At 58.2% G+C, this 18,265-nt stretch carries 19 protein-coding genes; 9 read left to right on the top strand and 10 right to left on the bottom strand.

The window, feature by feature from the left end; all coding sequences use genetic code 11:
• The first annotated feature begins 44 nt into the window (after positions 1-44).
• The 3 genes from flaF to RA27_RS13200 are packed head-to-tail and all read left to right on the top strand — an operon-like array spanning position 45 to position 1,614.
• On the top strand, positions 45-419 hold the full coding sequence (flaF, locus tag RA27_RS13190) for a flagellar biosynthesis regulator FlaF (RefSeq protein WP_039539611.1): 375 nt from the start codon (positions 45-47) through the stop codon (positions 417-419).
• Positions 419-820 carry a flagellar biosynthesis repressor FlbT gene (gene flbT / locus RA27_RS13195; RefSeq protein WP_039539614.1) on the top strand — a complete coding sequence of 134 codons (402 nt, stop codon included), beginning with the start codon at positions 419-421 and terminating at the stop codon, positions 818-820. Before flaF ends, flbT begins: the two co-directional genes overlap by 1 nt.
• Positions 817-1,614, top strand: coding sequence for a DUF1217 domain-containing protein (locus RA27_RS13200; RefSeq protein ID WP_039539616.1), 798 nt, complete (start codon positions 817-819; stop codon positions 1,612-1,614). Before flbT ends, RA27_RS13200 begins: the two co-directional genes overlap by 4 nt.
• Before the next feature lie 144 nt (positions 1,615-1,758).
• Here RA27_RS13200 and RA27_RS13205 read toward each other — a convergent pair whose 3' ends face one another.
• The 3 genes from RA27_RS13205 to RA27_RS13215 all read right to left on the bottom strand — a co-directional run bounded on the left by RA27_RS13205 (position 1,759) and on the right by RA27_RS13215 (position 4,381).
• The gene (locus tag RA27_RS13205; RefSeq protein WP_039539619.1) at positions 1,759-3,330 is read right to left on the bottom strand and encodes a DUF427 domain-containing protein; all 1,572 of its coding nucleotides are present in this window, start codon (positions 3,328-3,330) and stop codon (positions 1,759-1,761) included.
• Positions 3,331-3,420: 90 nt separating this feature from the next.
• Entirely contained in the window at positions 3,421-4,122 is a 702-nt protein-coding gene (locus RA27_RS13210) for a helix-turn-helix domain-containing protein (protein ID WP_039539621.1), read from the bottom strand.
• Complete coding sequence (locus RA27_RS13215) at positions 4,094-4,381, bottom strand: hypothetical protein (protein WP_039540028.1); 288 nt, start codon at positions 4,379-4,381, stop codon at positions 4,094-4,096. The genes RA27_RS13210 and RA27_RS13215 overlap by 29 nt, the downstream gene beginning before the upstream one ends.
• A 175-nt stretch (positions 4,382-4,556) precedes the next feature.
• Here RA27_RS13215 and RA27_RS13220 point away from each other — a divergent pair, with 175 nt between their 5' ends.
• The 4 genes from RA27_RS13220 to RA27_RS13235 all read left to right on the top strand — a co-directional run bounded on the left by RA27_RS13220 (position 4,557) and on the right by RA27_RS13235 (position 8,496).
• Positions 4,557-5,036, top strand: a complete 480-nt coding sequence (locus tag RA27_RS13220) for a hypothetical protein (protein WP_052265287.1) — start codon at positions 4,557-4,559, stop codon at positions 5,034-5,036.
• A 110-nt stretch (positions 5,037-5,146) separates the two neighbouring features.
• A complete protein-coding gene (locus RA27_RS13225; protein WP_039540035.1) occupies positions 5,147-5,764 on the top strand; it encodes a ribonuclease HII in 618 nt (205 codons plus the stop codon).
• Between the two features lie 105 nt (positions 5,765-5,869).
• A complete protein-coding gene (locus tag RA27_RS13230) occupies positions 5,870-6,973 on the top strand; it encodes a site-specific DNA-methyltransferase (RefSeq protein ID WP_039539625.1) in 1,104 nt (367 codons plus the stop codon).
• A gap of 140 nt (positions 6,974-7,113) precedes the next feature.
• Positions 7,114-8,496, top strand: coding sequence for an adenylate/guanylate cyclase domain-containing protein (locus tag RA27_RS13235; protein ID WP_039539627.1), 1,383 nt, complete (start codon positions 7,114-7,116; stop codon positions 8,494-8,496).
• A 96-nt stretch (positions 8,497-8,592) separates the two neighbouring features.
• On the opposite strand, the gene RA27_RS13240 is transcribed toward RA27_RS13235, so the two are convergent.
• On the bottom strand, positions 8,593-9,729 hold the full coding sequence (locus RA27_RS13240) for an alkane 1-monooxygenase (RefSeq protein ID WP_039539630.1): 1,137 nt from the start codon (positions 9,727-9,729) through the stop codon (positions 8,593-8,595).
• Positions 9,730-9,788: 59 nt separating this feature from the next.
• The gene (gene mutY / locus RA27_RS13245; RefSeq protein ID WP_039539635.1) at positions 9,789-10,844 is read right to left on the bottom strand and encodes an A/G-specific adenine glycosylase; all 1,056 of its coding nucleotides are present in this window, start codon (positions 10,842-10,844) and stop codon (positions 9,789-9,791) included.
• 81 nt (positions 10,845-10,925) lie between these two features.
• On the opposite strand from mutY, the gene RA27_RS13250 reads away from it, so the two are divergent.
• Both RA27_RS13250 and RA27_RS13255 read left to right on the top strand, forming a co-directional pair.
• The gene (locus tag RA27_RS13250; RefSeq protein ID WP_039539637.1) at positions 10,926-11,432 is read left to right on the top strand and encodes a DciA family protein; all 507 of its coding nucleotides are present in this window, start codon (positions 10,926-10,928) and stop codon (positions 11,430-11,432) included.
• 14 nt (positions 11,433-11,446) lie between these two features.
• Complete coding sequence (locus tag RA27_RS13255) at positions 11,447-12,112, top strand: DsbA family protein (RefSeq protein ID WP_039539639.1); 666 nt, start codon at positions 11,447-11,449, stop codon at positions 12,110-12,112.
• Between the two features lie 38 nt (positions 12,113-12,150).
• Here the strand turns inward: RA27_RS13255 and lpxK are convergent, their stop codons facing one another.
• The 5 genes from lpxK to RA27_RS13280 form a co-directional block, all read right to left on the bottom strand.
• Entirely contained in the window at positions 12,151-13,149 is a 999-nt protein-coding gene (gene lpxK / locus RA27_RS13260; protein WP_039539642.1) for a tetraacyldisaccharide 4'-kinase, read from the bottom strand.
• On the bottom strand, positions 13,136-14,371 hold the full coding sequence (locus RA27_RS13265) for a glycosyltransferase N-terminal domain-containing protein (RefSeq protein WP_039539652.1): 1,236 nt from the start codon (positions 14,369-14,371) through the stop codon (positions 13,136-13,138). The genes lpxK and RA27_RS13265 overlap by 14 nt, the downstream gene beginning before the upstream one ends.
• Positions 14,368-15,168: a 3'(2'),5'-bisphosphate nucleotidase CysQ gene (locus RA27_RS13270; protein WP_039539655.1), complete on the bottom strand. Its 801-nt coding sequence runs from the start codon at positions 15,166-15,168 to the stop codon at positions 14,368-14,370. The genes RA27_RS13265 and RA27_RS13270 overlap by 4 nt, the downstream gene beginning before the upstream one ends.
• Positions 15,155-16,501 carry a TldD/PmbA family protein gene (locus RA27_RS13275; protein ID WP_039539658.1) on the bottom strand — a complete coding sequence of 449 codons (1,347 nt, stop codon included), beginning with the start codon at positions 16,499-16,501 and terminating at the stop codon, positions 15,155-15,157. The genes RA27_RS13270 and RA27_RS13275 overlap by 14 nt, the downstream gene beginning before the upstream one ends.
• Before the next feature lie 123 nt (positions 16,502-16,624).
• Complete coding sequence (locus RA27_RS13280; protein ID WP_039539660.1) at positions 16,625-18,148, bottom strand: hypothetical protein; 1,524 nt, start codon at positions 18,146-18,148, stop codon at positions 16,625-16,627.
• Between the last annotated feature and the right edge of the window lie 117 nt (positions 18,149-18,265).

Below are 18,265 nucleotides of genomic sequence, written 5' to 3' on the forward strand. Positions count from 1 at the left end.
CCCGGTCATAACCGCCCGCTGATGGACAATTGGAAGGATTTCTCGTGACACCTCAAACGCTCGCTCACCGCGCTTACGCGCAATCTGCTGCACCGACGCGAACACCTCGGGATACGGAGTATGAGGCGATTTCCAGGATTACACACCGGTTGAAGACCGCCGCAGCGCGTAAGGCAACCGATTTCGCCGGGTTCGTGCAGGCCCTGCACGAGAATCGCCGTCTTTGGAGCGTGCTGGCGACGGATGTCGCGAATTCTGACAATGCGTTACCGAATAACCTGCGGGCTCGAATCTTCTATCTGGCTGAATTTACCGAACAACACAGCAGTCAGGTGTTGGGGAACAAGGCAACGGTTGAGCCGCTGCTTGAGATCAACATGGCCGTCTTGCGCGGGCTGCGTCAGATGAGGGGGAACTGATGGGCGGACTGGTTTTGAAACTCGCCCCCAAGGAACGAGTTCTGATCAACGGTGTTGTGATCGAAAACGGGGATCGTCGAAGCAGGTTCTCGATCATGACGCCACAGGCTAACGTCCTGCGTCTGCGCGATGCGATACATCCTGAAGAGGTCAATACACCGGTGCGTCGTGTTTGTTACGCGGCGCAGCTGGTTTTGTCTGGCGATACCGAACCCGATCAGGCGCGCCAGCAATTGCTGCGACGTGTCGAAGAGTTGAGCCAGGTATTTACAGATGCCGACAGTCGCCGGGTTCTGGCCGACGCAACCGAGGCGTTGGTGGCCGAGCAGTACTATAAGTGCTTGAAAGCGTTGCGTTCACTCTTGCCACGCGAGGAACGGCTGATGGCGTATCAGCAGTGACTTTTCAACCAGTCATACCGACGGGCGGGCTGGTTGGCTGGCGCTTTCTGCAACGCACATATGATGCGCAGCTTCAAAGTTATTCAGCTTCAGCGATCAACGAAAGAGAAACAAAGTACTTCCTCGAACACATCGGAAAAGTTCGCTCGGCCGAGGATCTGGTTTCGGATCGCCGGCTGTTGCAGGTTGCTCTCGGCGCTTTCGGTCTGGAAGGCGATCTGGACAATCGGTTCTTCATCCAGAAGGTTTTGTCGGACGGCACGCGGGCCGACGACGCGCTGGCGAACAGGTTGGCTGATGGTCGGTATCGTGATTTTGCGAACGCTTTTGGCCTGGGTCCAGGCGACGTGCGCAAAACCGCCTCGGCCAAAGCCATGGAACAGATTGCCAGCGACAATCTGGTGGCCCGGTTCGAAATCTCGGTTGGTGAGGCAGATGAATCGATGCGTATCGCTCTGTTTGCTCAGCACGCCTTGCAAGAGATAGCGACACAGGGCGGAAGTGAGAACAGGAAATGGTTCGATCTGATGGGATTGCCACCTTTGCGCAATATGATGGAAACGGCCCTGGGGCTGCCAGCTGCTTTTGCGCAGCTGGACATAGACAAACAGCTCGAGGTGTTCAAAGACCGGTTGCTGCGCGCCACCGGATCGTCGGACTTGGCTCAATTCACGGAAAGTGAAGCTGTCGATAAACTGACCGATACATATTTCGCCCGCAATCAGGTCAAACAGATCCAAAGCGTAACTTCACCCGCACAGACGGCGCTGATCCTGCTTGGCGGTGGAGGTTGAACCAGGCTTTTGGAGTATCGCCGGGAGATCGCGCAGATCGCCATAGGTTTGAGCGATGCTTGGCTGTCAATCTGGATAGATCAACAGGCCAACACTGATGAAAGATGGGTATTCTGATCTTAAGAGCCCACCCCGATGGATCGCTTATGCATCCAGTAAGTCATCAGCAGAGGTTCGCAGAGCAAATGAGTTGACCGGTTGTGAGACATTGTGAAGCTTGATCGCCCCCAATGGTATCGCGTGTCTGCAGGCGGGCTCGATATCCTGAGAGACAACGATTCTATGACCTACGGTTTTGCCATACTCGCCCAATCTGGCGGCGACATTGGCCGCCTGGCCAATAACGGTAAAATCCAGTCGCTCACGAGAGCCCACATTGCCATAGGTCACGCGACCATAAGCGACGCCTATTGAGCAGTCGCTATGGTGATCCTCGTTACTGCCGCGCAATTCGGCCAGTTTTTCAACGATCTCAATGGCTGAATGTTGCGCGTTCGACCGGGCCGTGGCCGCGTCGTCCCCCGCAGGGAAGACAGCCAGCACAGCGTCGCCGATGAATTTCAGAACCTCGCCGTCATGATCATGCACGATCCCGGATACTGTTTCAAAAAAAACGTTCAGCAGATCGATATAGTCGTCGCGCCCCAGTTTTTCTTCCAGCGCAGTTGAATTGCGCAGATCGCAGAACATGATCGCTGCATTGATGTCATCACCGTCACCCCGGCGGATTTCGCCCCCGAGCACCCGCGCGCCCGAACGTTTGCCCACATAGGTTTCCAGCAGGGCCTGTGCGTTTTCGCGCTGCATGAATACCTCGTAAAAACGTGCGATGACGGACGAGCACTCGAAGACCAGACCGAGGTTCTCAGTGGTGAACCCGTCAGGATGATCGCAGGTCAGGGTCAGGACGTTTGTCCGCCCGTCCGAAAAGGGCAGCGGCATGGCCACGTAATCGGTGGCTCCTTTGGCGCGCAGGTCCTCTATGATCGGAAAGCTGTTATGCGGGTTGTTGTCGTTCAGACGCTGCCGCACGCCACCCAACCCGTTGGAGACGTGGCGCAAGGGGCTGTTGGTAAAGGCCGGGTGGTCATGGATTTCATAGGTTGGCGTATGGGTTGAAATCTCGGCCGCGTCCTTTTCCCAGATATAGTGCTTTCCGGCGATCAGGGGATGCAAGGACCAGACCAGAATGCTGAGACGCTGAATGGCGATCCCATGTTCCAGCATTTTCTCGGCCAGCGCCTTGGTGAAGGCATCTGGTGTGTCGATTTCCGAGGCACCGCGCATCAGCCAATCGATCAGCGGCCCGCTGATATTACCATCTTCGGGCTGGCGTAATTGATTATCTCCAAGATCAATCCGCGTTGCCGTATCAGGCATGAAACCGATATGGCCCTGAATGGCCGCGCTTTCGGGAAAGGCGTCTTCATAAGCCCAGATCGAGTTGGTCAGGCGCTCTTCGGGCAGGCTGATGTCGTGGTATGTCGCGGTGCCCTTGAATGGACAAAACGTCTGCAGCTCGGTCTCGGGGCTGAGCTCGACGCACAGGTCTTCGCGCGGGACATAAATCGCGGGTGGCAGTCGTGTTTCGTACATGACCTTGGCGTTGCGGCTTTCGGCCAGCAGGATGTCGCCGCGGTAGATCGCGATCCGACCCATCAACGGTTCAACGGAAATTCCATAGCCTTTGACATTTGGTGTGGCATGGACGTTCATCTGCAACCTCCCCTGGCCAGGCTCTTATAGGATGGGCTCTGGGGACCAAAATTCCAAGATGTGCACGTAGATTTTACCTTAAGGGCGGCTTTAGACCATCTGAATGACGTCTTTCTCGATCGATAGCATATAGCCTTTTTTGGCTATGTTTTTGACCAGAAGTTCGCTGACCATCTGATTGCCCAAGGCATCTCGCAGGCGCTTGATACGGGTTGCCCCGGCGGCTTCATCACAGTCAGCCGCGTGCCTGCCTGAAATCATTGCCTCGATCTGAGCGCCCGACAGGACCTCGTCATCCAGCCGGGATTCGGCCAGAACCGACAGGGTTTCCATAGCGGCAGGCGTGAGTTTGAAATCCATGTTGTTGAGGTAGACGGTGTTTTCCTCGCGGCTGATCAAGAGTGACGTCACCTGAATCCCCGTCCGCTCGATCTGCGCCATGCGGCGGTTCAGCAGAACCAGCATAACCAAAAAGACCAACGCCGCGATCAGCATGGCGCTGGCAAAAACCAGCAGCACGAAGATGACCATCCTATAGCTGGACAGGGTATCGGCAAATGCGGTGCCGGATTGGGCGAGAATCTCCAGTAGCCGGATTTCCGACTGCGAGGTCAGATCAGCCTCGACAAACAGACGCTCGACCCGCGCGTTGAATGCATTGGCATCCGGCAGGGTCCAGAACAGAAAAACCGCCGCCGTTATGAGAATGACGACGATTGCTGCGATGCCGATCCCGACGAGCCGAACGCCCGAGCGGCGGGCCTCAGTAACGGAGGTAGAATTTTCCGGCATTCGCCTTCCTTTGATCCAATCCTTCTGGCCCGAATACGGACATGACGTTCAGCAAGGTCCAACCGTTCGATTTCAATCGCTTCGTGACCTCTCTCTTGGCCGCTCCGGCGTTACAGTCCGATACCTGCATCACGCCGTAATGCAGCCGTAAAGGATTGTCCTGTTTGGCCTTGTAGTCAGCATAGCACTCGGCGGCCGAGGCGGGCGCGCTCAGCGATATCAGGGCTGTCAGCGCCAGAGAAGAGAAGATCTGTTTCATGGGCTGCATCCTGCGCATGGCTTTGCCGGATATTCAATAACCTGAGGGGGTTTGAGGGGCTGATATCGAATAACACACAGCCGTTATTGCTTGTCTGATTGGGGCTGACCCAATGTCGGAATATCGAGTTTGCGGTTCTTCACGGGATCGCCAGTTATCCGAAAGGACAGGTATCATGCATCGGAAATTCATTGCCCTGATCGTCGCTACGGCTGTTTTCATCACTGGGCTGTCGGCATCGCAAGCGCGCGCAGCAGACACCAGAGATATACTCGGCGGGCTGGCGGCAATCGCGATCATCGGTGCGGCGGTCAATCATTATCATCAGGAGAAAAAGCGCGACGAAGAGGCAGAACGGCGGAAACGGCACAAGCGGGCTGAGGCCAAAGCGAAGAAAGCCAAGAAAAAGCACAAGGTACGTCCATTGCCCAACCGCGTTGCGCGCTACGATCTGCCGTATCGTTGTATGCGCACATTCAACGCCTATTCGGCAGATCGGCAGTTGCTGGGTCCGAACTGTCTGAAAAAACACTACAAACATGCTGATAGCCTGCCTAGCCAGTGTAAGGTTGGTTTCTGGAATGGAAAAAAGGTAAAACGGGCATATGAACCCGCCTGCCTGCGCCAGAAAGGATACCGTGTCGTTTACCAGTAACCGGTTTCGAGCAGGAGTGGCGCCACAGAAGCGTCGCGCGGGAGAGGGTGGCGCAAGCTGCCCTCTTCTTTTGTCTTGCGCCTGCCGCAGAAACGCGGTTTGCCAAAGGCATGACGACACCTGATTTTGAACTAGAACGGGCCTTGCTGGCCAAGGGATATCTCCGGGTCGCTGGCGTGGATGAGGTCGGGCGCGGCCCTTTGGCCGGACCGGTCGTTGCTGCAGCTGTTGTTCTGAACCCGCACGATATTCCCGACGGGCTGAATGATTCTAAGAAACTGACAGCCAAGCGTCGCGACGCGTTAGAGGTCGCATTGCGCGAACGGGCCGACGTGGCGATTGCCGAGGCGTCGGTTGCCGAGATCGATGAATACAACATCTTGCGGGCCTCGCATCTCGCGATGGAGCGCGCGGTGGCCGCATTGGACCCGGCACCGGATTTCCTGTTGATCGACGGAAACCTGATCCCGCGCGGACTGGATATTCCATCCGAGGCGGTGGTGAAGGGCGATGCGCGGTCGGTGTCGATTGCGGCGGCTTCGATCATTGCCAAAAACTGGCGCGATCAACTGATGGTGGATTTGGCGCAACAGCATCCCGGATATGGCTGGGAGGCAAACGCGGGTTATCCGACAAAACAACACCGCGAGGCGTTGCAAAATCTCGGCGTAACCCCACACCATAGACGTTCGTTCAAACCGGTCCACAATATCTTGTATCAAGAGTAAATCGTAAGTTGCTGATTCAAAAAAGAAATTGACGGCGAATCATCTTTGACTCATCCTTGTCTCAACCAAATGAGCGCAAAAGCGCCGTGGAACTGAGGCAGTGATATGACCACAATCAAGACAAAGGGCGCAACCGCGCTCCCTTTAAACACGATTCTATCCGGGGACTGCATCGAGGCGATGAACAGTCTGCCTGAGGCGTCGGTTGACCTGATTTTTGCGGACCCCCCGTATAATCTGCAGTTGAAAGGCCAGTTGCACCGGCCAGACAACTCTCAGGTCGATGCGGTCGATGATCACTGGGATCAATTCTCAAGCTTTGGCGCCTATGACCAGTTCACGCGTGATTGGCTGAAAGCGGCGCATCGTTTGCTGAAACCCAATGGCGCGATCTGGGTAATTGGGTCTTATCACAACATTTTCCGCGTGGGTTCAGCCCTGCAGGATGCGGGTTATTGGATTCTGAACGACGTGGTCTGGCGCAAATCGAACCCGATGCCGAATTTCCGTGGCAAGCGGTTCACCAATGCGCATGAGACGATGATCTGGGCCTCCAAGCGTGAAGGCGCCAAATACACGTTCAACTACGAAGCACTGAAAGCGCTGAATGAGGGCGTGCAGATGCGCAGCGACTGGGTGCTGCCGATCTGTACCGGACATGAACGCCTGAAGGATGAAAACGGGGACAAGGCGCATCCGACGCAGAAGCCGGAATCGCTGTTGCACCGGGTGCTGATTGGTTCGACCAATCCGGGTGACGTGATCCTCGACCCGTTCTTTGGCACCGGAACGACCGGGGCCGTTGCGAAGATGCTGGGCCGCGAGTTCATTGGGATCGAACGCGAAGAAAGCTATCGCAAGGTTGCCGAGAAACGTATCGCTAAGGTTCGCAAATTCGACCGTGAGGCTCTGGAAGTCAGTGCCAGCAAACGTGCTGAGCCGCGCGTGCCCTTTGGCCAGCTGGTCGAGCGCGGCATGTTGCGCCCGGGGGAAGAGCTCTATTCCATGAACCAGCGCCACAAGGCCAAAGTTCGGGCCGATGGCACGCTGGTGGGCGATAACGTCAAAGGCTCGATCCATCAGGTGGGGGCGCATCTGGAAAACGCGCCGTCCTGCAATGGCTGGACCTACTGGTGCTTCAAACGCGATGGCAAGACGGTGCCGATTGACGTTTTGCGTCAGCAGATCCGATCCGAGATGCATAGCTGATAACACCAATACCGCCGGTGCCTGTGGCCTGACACAAGGCACTACGCCTTGCCCCGCCGTTCCCGGCGGGGTCTTTTGTTTTTGCGCCGGGGATGCTTGCATAGGATAGCCCCAGACAGCCCTTGTGGGAGATACAGGCAATGACCGAGACCACCGTCAGCCAATCGCGCCTGAGCAGGCTATTTGTCACGCAGCCCGACAATTTCGGCCTCGACAACAAATACACCGAGGCCGCGCTGGAACGAAACAAGCGGGAAGGGTTGGAGCTGGCCGTTCGGGCACGTTGGATTGCAATGGCTTTGACCGGTGTGTTGCTGATCTATCTGAACCCCCAGTGGGATGTCCTTTGGTACCATTTCATCCTTCTGCTGATCTGTGCCAATGGCTGGCTGATCCGGCGTGCAGGCCGTGTAGGTCAATCCCGGACCGAGTTGCTTTTGATCTTCGTCGACCTGCTGATCATGACGCTTGGCATGATCGTGCCCAATCCGTTCAGTGATGATGTGCGACCGCTGGCGATGCAGTATCGGTTCGATAACTTCCAGTATTTCTTCATCATTCTGGCTGCGGGTACGCTGGCCTATTCCTGGCGCACTGTGATCGCGATCGGCTCATGGACCGCTGCGATGTGGACGGCAGGTTGGATTGTTGCCTGGTGGGTCGCAACACCGATACCCGGGATCAGCGAGGACGTGGCCGAGGCGTTGCGAGGGTATCCGGCAGTTGCCGAGATGCTTGATCCAAACAGCTTCATGGTATCGCAGCGTATCCAACAGGTAATTGTATTTGTCATGGTTGCAGTGACGCTCGGGGTGTCGATGCGGCGCCTCAATCGCTTGCTGATGTCGAATGCCGGGCTGGAGCGCGAGCGCGCAAACCTTTCGCGTTACTTCTCGCCGAATGTGGTTGAAGAACTGAGCCAGAACGACGAGCCGCTGAAACAGATCCGCAAAGAAGACATTGCGGTTCTGTTCATAGATATCGTGGGTTTCACGAAATTTGCCGGCGGGCGTGACCCATATGAGGTGATTGAAGTCTTACGCGGCTTTCACGCCCGGATGGAGACCGAAGTGTTTCGTCATCACGGAACGCTCGACAAGTATCTGGGCGACGGGTTGATGGCCACGTTTGGCACGCCGATACCCAGCGGGTTGGATGCGAGCAACGCGCTGGCCTGTGCCCGGGCGATGGTCGAGATGATCGAGCGTTGGAATCGTGATCGTAAACGCTTGGGTGAGCCTGAGATTCAAATCGGCATCGGGGTCCATCATGGATCGGTTGTTCTTGGTGATATCGGGGCCAACCGGCTGGAATTTGCGGTGATCGGCGATGCAGTGAATGTTGCTGCAAAGCTCGAGGCCCTGACACGCGATCTTCATGCGCGCATTATTGTCAGCGACGCGGTGCGGGTTCAGGCGTTGAAAGAGATACCGAATGCGCAAGATATGATGGCTGGATTTCGGTTACGCCCAGACCAGGTCGTGCGCGGGGTAGCCGCTCCGATGGATGTCTGGGTGCTGTAGTCGCCAGAGCTCCCGCCCGTCAGGACCGCATCAAAGATGCGATTCCTCCCGTTGGGCCGGGCAGCGCGCTGGCGCACGCTGCGGTCAGGGTCAGGGTCAGGGTCGGGGCGCGGGGTTTTGTGCTTTGTTATAGAGCTTCCAATTGGTGATCTCGGGGTAGTATTGCCGCCGCCACGCTCGGACCTTGGGGTTCATGATGCGCCGCCACAGAGGCGGGATCATCGCGGCAATCGTCATGACCGGATACCCATGCGGCAGCTGAGGCGCTGTGTCCTGCGAATGGTGCTGCAAAAGTGGGAAACGGCGATTTGGCTTATAGTGGTGGTCAGAGTGGCGCTGCAGGTTGATCAGCAGCCAGTTTGATGCTTTTTGCGAGGAATTCCACGAGTGGCGCGGGCGCACATGTTCATATTTGCCGTCGCCCAGATGTTTGCGCGTCAGCCCGTAATGTTCAACATAGTTGACAAGCTCAAGCTGCCAGATCGCGGTGCCTGCCTGTACAAGGAACAGGCCCAGACCCGCCCATCCGCCAATCAGCAGCGCCAGCAGAAGCATCGCGAATTGCAGGGCCCAATAGCGCCAGAACGGGTTTGCCGGGTCGGTCCACGGGCGATCTTTGCGCGCCAATTTGTCCCGTTCCGCACGGAAGGCGGATATGAGGCTTTGGCGTAGGACGCGTGGATAGAACCGGTGAAAACCCTCGTTGTAGCGCGCGGTTACCGGATCGCGCGGGGTGCCGACATAACGGTGATGGACCAGCAGATGCTCGGACCGGAAATGGGAGTACAGCACCATCGCCAACAGGATGTCTCCCAGCCAGCGCTCCAGCCTGCCGTTCTGGTGCATCAGTTCGTGACTGTAGTTGATCCCGATGGTGCCTGAAATGACCCCCATTCCGAAGAATATGCCGATCTTTTCGATAGAAGACAGATCAGTGGCGCGGGTTGTGTACCAAATCAGTCCATAAAGGGTCAGGAACTGTACGGGCGCCCACGCTTTGGTCAGCCAGATATACCAGTGCAATGCTGCATCCGGTGTTTCCGGGTCGGCGTTTTCCAGATTCAACCCCGTAAGGCGGTCAAGCACAGCGAAGGCCCACCAGGTCGAAAGCGGTACAAGCAAGACCCACCAGCCGCCTGCGGCAGAGGTCACCCAAATCAGCGGGATCAGCAGATATGAAATCCAGAAAGGAAGGGCGGATTGCCAGCGGGACAGGGTGTCAGATGCGATCATCTTGAGGCTCCGAAACGTTGGCGGCACAGTAGACTGCGCATCAGGCTTTGCACAGCGGTCTAATGGCCGCGCCAGAGATCAAAGGCCTTGCGCATAACCGTCGGCAGGTCGCCGGGTCTGAACTGGTGTTTATCCATGATTATCAGGCCATCGGGGTCCGCCCCAGAGGGAAGCTCGGCCGTCCAGATACGCAGGATGAGGTGGAAATGGGTGAAGGTGTGGCGCACTTCGCCCGATAACTCCTGCCACTGGGCCGGAAAAGGAGGGCCCTCCTTCGGCGCGTCTGACCAGTCCGAGCCGGGCCAACCCAGCATACCACCCAGCAGACCTTTGTCGGGGCGGCGTTCCAGCAGCATTGCGCCATCACCGCGTCGAGCGATGTAGACATGGCCCAGCCGTGTTGGTTTCGGTTTCTTGGGTGTTTTTTGCGGCAGGTCTGGCTGAGTACCCGCCGCCCGCGCCTGACAGGACGCGCAAAGAGGGCATATGCCGCAGGCGGGTGACTTTGGTGTACAGATCGTCGCGCCCAGGTCCATCACCGCCTGCGCGTAGTCTCCGGGTCGGCGTGGCGGTGTCAGCGCTGCTGCTTTTTCTTTCAGTTCTGGTTTTGACCCCGGCAGGGGCGCGTGGATGTCATAAAGCCGGGCCATGACGCGTTCGACATTGCCGTCCAGCACGGTTTCCTGACGATCAAATGCAATAGCGGCAATGGCAGCAGCGGTGTAGGGTCCGATGCCCGGCAGTTTCAGCAGTGCATCGTAGCTGTCGGGAAATTGCCCGTCATGTTCCGACACCACAGCCCGTGCGCATTTCAGCAGATTGCGGGCGCGGGCATAATAGCCAAGGCCCGCCCACTCGCCCATAACCTGATCGTCTTTTGCGGCTGCCAATGAACCGACCGTCGGCCAGCGAGAGGTAAACCGCAGGAAGTAATCGCGCACGGCGGCAACAGTGGTTTGCTGCAACATCACTTCTGACAGCCAGACGCGGTAGGGGTCAGGCAGCACTCCAGCCGCGCGATCGGCCGGGCCAACACGCCATGGCATCTCTCGCGCGTGGTGGTCATACCACTCCAGCAGCGTATTGCTCAGGTCAAGTTCAGTGCAGTCACGCAAGTTTTATGTAACTCCCTGTCGGGTTTCACTGGCGCCCGGGTTTCAGCCTATTACAATAGTCGGGCAGCAGTTGGAAACCAGATGCAACGCAGACGTTCCTCGACCCGCGGGTTCAAACGCACCGCCACTTTGCTGAACGACCGGATCAGGCAGGCCGGGGAAAGCCGTGGCTTTGCCGTTTCGCGTCTGTTGACCCATTGGGCTGAGATCGTGGGCCAGGATATCGCTGCGATCGCCCGACCGGTGAACGTGGGCTATGGCAAAGGCGGCTTCGGCGCGACATTGACAGTGCTGACCACCGGACCGCAGGCACCGATGCTGGAGATGCAGAAAGAGCAGCTGCGTGACAAGGTGAACGCGGTTTATGGCTACAATGCGATCAATCGGGTGCGTATCACCCAGACTGCGCCTACCGGATTTGCCGAGGGGCAGGCCAGTTTCGATCACAAGCCGAAACAGACGAAACCTGCCATTTCACCGGAAATTGCGGCTGAGGCCGACAATGTGTCGCGCGCAGTTCATGATGAAGATTTGCGTGCGGCCCTTGAACGTTTGGGCCGCAACGTTTTATCCAGACAGAAACGCTAAGAAAGGGCTGAGGAATGAGCCGGATTGCTACCGTAATATGTGCGGCTGTCGCCGTGGCCGCTGGCGGCTATTGGTTGACACAGTCGAGCAATACCACCCCCGCCAACCCGCTGATCGGCGCCGCCGAAGCGCAGGAGGCGGATCTGGACACATCGACCATCGTTGAGATGGTGCAGGGTGCCGAAGACGCGCCGGTCGAGATCATCGAATATGCTTCGTACACCTGTCCGCATTGTGCGAATTTCCACAAGGGCGCGTATAAGCAGCTCAAGAAGGACTTTATCGATACCGGCAAGGTCAAGTTTACATACCGTGAGGTGTATTTTGACCGCTACGGTCTGTGGGCATCGATGGTGGCACGCTGTGCGGGCCCCGAGAAGTTCTTTGGTATCACCGATCTGATCTACGAAGGCCAGTCCGAGTGGACCCGTGCCGGAGGTCCTGCTGAAATCGTTGACGAACTGCGCAAGATCGGCCGTCTTGCGGGCATCGACAACGATCAGCTTGAGGCCTGTCTGCAGGATGGTGCCCGTGCGCAGACACTGGTGGCCTGGTATCAGGAAAATGCCGAACGCGATGGCATCCAGGCGACTCCGTCTTTCATCGTGAATGGCAAACAGGTCGAAAATCAGTCTTACGACGACTTCAAGAAGTTGATCGAAGACGAGTTGGGCAGCTGACCCATGGTCGGCCAGCCCGCTTAGGGCTGGCCATCCGCTCAGGGCGAGGGCGCAACCTGAGCCAGCATTTCCCTGAGCTTGTCATCCTGATCGATCTGCAATCGGACCGGTAGTGTCAGAACCTTGCTTCGGAATGCGGCGGGCAAGCGTACCGCGTCCTTTTCGGTAGTGACCAATTGCGCGCCAAGCGCCTTGGATTCGTTCTCCAGACGGGTCATCAGGGCAGAGGTCAGCGGTTGGTGGTCGTCCAAGGCTTCGGCCCGAAGCAGTTTGGCGCCTTGCTGACGCAGAGTCTGAAAAAACTTCTCGGGATAGCCGATACCCGCAAAGGCAAGAACGGGCGTATGGCTCCAGTCCATACCAGTTTGAAGTGGTCGTACTTCACCCGTGGCATGGGGTACCGTCAGCGCGTGACCCCATCGTTTGGCAAAATTCGATTGCGCCTCGGCATCCCCAAGTGAGAGCACAAGATCAGCCCGTTTCAATCCCGCGTTAACAGGCTCACGCAACGGCCCGGCAGGCAGGCAGAGGCCATTGCCAAATCCCCGCGCTGCATCCACCACGATGATCGAGAAATCCTTGGCGACTGCGGGGTTCTGGAATCCGTCATCCAGCACGATGGCAGTCGCTCCCGCCGCTGCGGCTGCCTGTGCACCCGCAGCGCGATCCTTGGCGACCCAGACATCGGCGAATGCGGCGAGCAATAGCGGTTCGTCGCCCACTTGTGCTGCCGTGTGTTTGCGGGGGTCGACTTGAACCGGACCTTCCAGCGAACCGCCATGACCGCGCGTTACGATATGAGGCTGATGCCATGTGCCCCGCAGATGATCCAGCACCCAGATCACCGTTGGTGTTTTACCCGTGCCGCCTGCATTCAGGTTGCCGACGCAGATAACCGGCACTCCCACAGAGGTGCTTTGCCCCGTGGTTATTCGGCGAGCGGTGGCAGCCGCATAGATGCGCCCAAGCGGCGCCAGCAGACGGGCGCGTAAATCCAACTGGTCAGGGCCCGAGTTCCAGAAATCAGGTGCGCGCATCTCGGGCTCTCCGCTGGTCCAGGGTGTCTTGCACCAATTCGATCAGTTGGTCCGCCTGCGGCGCACCTTCGGTCACAATCTGCCATCCGGCCAGCGCCATGTCTGCGGTGCGATCAGGTGCCAACAATTCCACAACGCCATCGCCCAGCTCTGTTGCGGACCTGACGGTCAGCGCGGCGTTGGCTTGATTCAACCTGTCGTAAAGGCTGCGGTATTTGCTGACATGAGGGCCATGGATTACTGCCGAGCCCAATGCGACCGCGATCAATGGGTCATGGCCTCCGGCGCCGCGTTCCAGCGAACTGCCGATGAAGGTGACCGCTGACACCCGGTGCCACAGGCCCAGATCTTCGGGCTCGGCCGACAGAATCACTTGCGTGGTGTCCTCGATGGGATGGCTATCATCCCAGTTCGCGCACCGCAGGTCCATTGCCTCGAGACGTTTGTACAATGGCGCCGCCTCGGACATATCTGCCACGTGCAGAACCAACGCCAGACGCGGAAGCGTTCGCAGGGCTTGTCGATGTGCACTAAGAACCGAGATGAATTCCTTGTCCTGCACCCAGGCGGCCAGCCAAACCGGTCGCCCGGCCAGCGTATGGTTGGTCTCGATCAATTCATCCTCGGGCCATGCATCGGGATTCGGGCTGATGTGCAACGGAGGCGCGACCGAGATTTTTGCCGAGTTGACCCCCAATCTTCTGATTTGGCGGGCTGTTTCGTCATTGGGGGCGAGAATTGTCTTAAAACAGTCCAGCGTATACCGGGTGATATCCGGCAGCCAGCGCCCACCCCGTGCGGTCTTCACATCGACCTGAGCCTCGAGCAAAATCAGTGGAATATCCTGCTCCTGCGCGCGGGTAATTATGTTGGGCATCAGCCCGCCACCGAACCAAAGCCCCATATCAGGGCGCCAGTGGTCCAGAAATGCGCGTGCCGACCCGGTTTGTTCGGCTGGTAGCTTCAGGATCGGCGTCCTGCAGTCTTCCCAATCCTCCAGATTGGTGTCGGGCGGCGCGGTCAGCAACAGTGACAAGTCCGGTTGAAGCGACAGCAAGCGACCGCAAAAATCATCGACCGCGCGCAACCGGTCTGGTGAGCTGATATGCACCCACAAAACCTCGCCTTGCGGGCGTGCAATATCTGCGTGGCCCGTACCTTGCGGTACGCCCCAGGACAGCACCCGATAGGCAGCCAGGCTGAGTGATCGCGGTTTGCTCATGCCGGAATTCCGGCCCCGTTCGGGTCAAGCCGGTCACGAAGGCTTGCGTGTACGTCAGAGCCAGCCGCCACAACACCATTCAGGCGCGGGTGGGCGTTGTTGAACCGCAGCGGCTGCCCAAGGCGATCCGTGCACCGCCCGCCCGCCTCGCGCAGGATCAGATCACCTGCGGCGATGTCCCATTCCCAACTGGGTCGCAGTGTCAGCATCCCGTCAAAACGTCCTTGTGCAACGAGCGCCATCCGATATGCAAGCGACGGTCGATATACCCGGCGAAAGTCCGGGGCAGTTTTGGATCGCCAGTGGTGCGGATCGAGGTTCGGTTTCGCGGCCAGTATCTCGGCCTCGGACAGGTGCACCGACCCCGAAACATGGATGCCTGTGCCGTTCAGCGTTGCACCTTGTTCTTTTGCGGCTGCATAGAGAAGATCGCGCAGTGGCAGGTAGATCACCGCTGCCGTAACCTCTCCGCGCTCGGCCACTGCAAGCGAATGTGCCCAGGTGCGCGACCCTTCGGCGAAGCTTCTGGTGCCATCAATGGGATCAATGACGAATACCCGGTCGCAACTCAGCCGGTCGGGGGAATCCTCGGTCTCTTCGCTGAGCCACCCATAGTCCGGCCGGGCGGTCTGCAGCTCACTCTCGAGCATCGCGTTGACGGCCAGATCAGCCTCGGTCACCGGGCCTGCGCCTCCGGGCTTGTCCCAGCGCTGGGCCTGCGGGCCTGAATAGCGTGTAGCGATCTTTCCGGCCTCAAGCGCGGCGTCGATCAGAAGGGGCAGGTCAGTTGCCGGCAAGTGTCATCCCTTCGATCAACAGCGACGGCACGACGCGTGAAAGGTAAGTTCGCGCATCGTTTGCCGGTATGATCCGCATCAGCATGTCCCGGAGATTTCCCGCTATCGTGCATTCGTTGACAGGATGCGTGATCTCACCGTTTTCCACCCAGAAGCCCGAAGCGCCGCGGGAATAGTCCCCGGTATTGGGGTTGATGGTCGATCCGATCATTGAAGTGACCAGCAGCCCGGTCCCCATGTCGCGCAACAGCTCGGCACGGGTCTTGTTGCCCTGCGTCAGACTTAAATTCCAGTTGCTGGGCGACGGCGGCCCCGAAACGCCGCGCGCTGCGTTGCCGGTCGGGCTCATTTCCAGTTTGCGGGCGCTGGACAGATCAAGTGTCCACCCGGTCAAAACGCCATCCTCTACGATAGCCCGGCGTCGCGTTGCCAGCCCTTCGGCATCAAACGGACGCGAGCCCGGGATACGCGGGCGATGCGGGTCTTCGATCAGTGACAGTTGTGATGGCAGAACCTGCTGGCCCAGGCTTTCCTTCAACCACGAGGCTCCCCGTGCAATCGCGGCACCATTGCTGGCTGCCAGCAGATGGCCGATCAGGGACGAAGAAATACGCTCGTCGAAGACGACAGGGAAACTGCCGGTCTGCGGTTTGCGCGCACCGACGATCTGAACCGCGCGCTCACCAGCGGTGCAGCCGATTTCAGACGGGCTGCGCAAGTCCGACTGGAAGGTGCGGCTGTCGCCGTCATAGTCGCGTTCCATTCCCGTACCTTCGCCGGAAATAGCGACGCACGACGTTGACCTGCTGCTGCGCATGTAACCGCCTGAAAAACCGTTCGACGCCGCAAGATGGACCCGGTGGGTGCCATAAGCGGCCGCAGCGTCGGAAACCTGTGAAACGCCCGCGACCTCAAGCGCTGCGGTCTCGGCCGCCAGCGCGTCCTGCATCAGAGCTTCGGCACCGGGTTCCGGAGTTGGGTCAAACAGTTCCAGCGCGTCCATGTCCCAGTCGGCGATCAACTGATCGGGGGTGGCCAGACCGGTGAACGGATCTTCCGGCGCTTCGCAGGCCATGGCAACGGCGCGTTCGGCCATCGCCTCAAGTGTTTCTGCACGGCTATCTGAGCTGGATACGATCGCCTGACGTTTGCCGAGAAAGACCCGCAGCCCCAGATCGGTCGCTTCCGAGCGTTCGGCATGTTCCAGCGCACCGCCGCGCACCTCGACGGAAACGGATGAGCCATCAATAACAATGGCATCTGCCGCTTCGGCGCCCGCCTTGCGGGCTGCGTCCAGCAGTTCGGCGCTGATGTTCTGAGGTGTTCGGGTCATGAGGCCTCCGGTCTGGTTGTACTGGACCTAGCCTCGGACAGTCCGTCCCGCAAGGCCTGCGGTCCAATAGCGTTATGTGCCTCAGGTGGGAAAGGCCACTGACGCGGCCTTTCCCGATATATTTCACTTGATACGCTGACCGTTGGCCAGGATCTGTCCGTCCTCGGTGAACTCGATCTTGGAATTCAATGTGTCGGGTTCTTCGCCCGGAACAGCCATCAAACCCATCATCATGCGAGCGCCAAGCGCATCGTTTTCCGAGACGAAACCCATGCCGATCAGCTTGTCGAGCAGGGCGTTGGCGCCAACAAGTTTCAGGTTGGCGACACCCGACGGGGCGGGCATACCACCAAACTCTTCCGTGTTGGAGTTGTCGAACGAGAAGTCGCCATCGCCGGTCAACTCTGCTCCGACCAGGGAGACCAGCAATTCGTTGATCTTCAACGAATGCATCTCGCCCGGCACCATTTCAGATGTCTCAAGCTCTTCCATCGCTTCGGGGTCCATGAAATCGACCAGAACCTTGGCGGTCCCGGTCGTGTCCAATGCGATCGTCGCCGGGTCACGGGGCAGGGCACCTGCGGGGTCAAACATGCTCCACAACACGTCGGACATGGTGAAATCCGTCAGATTCATGCCAAAGGCAAACGGCTGAACCTCGTCCGAGGCCTGAACCGGCATCTCGAAATTCAGCCCCGCTTTGGCCATTGCCATTTCGATCGGAAACGGCAGATCGGCGGTTGTGACCGCCAGTTTCGTGCCATTCTGCGCAAGATCGTAAACAAGCCTCTGCGCGTCGATTCCGCCGGTGAAGCTGCCGCCTTCGGAGCTGCTGCTGAGCGAGAACGGCTCGCCCTCGGACGTGCCCGCCATTTCGGTGCTGCCCGAGCCATAGGTGAAGGTACCCGACGCAGCGAATCCGGCCTTGTAGATGTCCTGTACATTGGACACATCAATGCCGGGCGGGATGATCGTGTCGCCTTCAAATTTCAGGTCATCCAGCTTGCCGCTGATCCGACCCGTATCGTCGCTGTCAGGCTCGTTGAACGCGACATCATAAATCAGGCTTCCCGCAGTAAGCTGCTGGGCGATATCGCGGTTTTCACCGATCTTCATCTGGGACGAGCCTGCAACCCCGTTCATCTGGACGTTCAGAGCCAGCATGTCGTTCGATACGGTCTCATCGTCAAACTGCATCGAATCCAGCACCAGATTCAGGTGGTTTGCGGTGTAATCGTAGGTCATGTTCTCGGGCGTTCCCGACACCACCATTTCCAGTGCGTCGTGCGAATAGACCAGATCGGCCGAAAAGGTCTCGCCCTCAGACTCGGCCGAAATTGTCATCGGAAAGCTCTCGGGGAAGCCGATATTGACTGTACCATCGCCATTTTCGGTAAGGGTCATCTCGGGGATGACCATATCGAAGGTACCTTCGGTGTCTGGAATGGCCATAGCCATGGTCATGTTGGTGATAGTGGTGGTGTTGCCCGAGACACTCTCGTCTCCGGTCACGTCATAGCCCATCCCGCCGAGATAGGCTTGCCAATCGGCCCAGACATCCTTGGCGGTGACATCTGCAAACGCGCCGCTTGTCGCAACGGCATATGCCAAAGCTGCACCGCAGCTGCGGCGAAGGAAAACAGTCATAAGAGAACCCTTCTTGATCAATTTGCGCGCATCGTCGTGCCTGCAGCGATCAGCGTCAAGGGGGAAGGGGTGGACCAATTCCCCATTTGCGGGGTACGAGTTAAGACAATTTCAAAT

This window comes from Ruegeria sp. ANG-R, from assembly GCF_000813985.1.
Classification (GTDB): Bacteria; Pseudomonadota; Alphaproteobacteria; order Rhodobacterales; family Rhodobacteraceae; genus Ruegeria.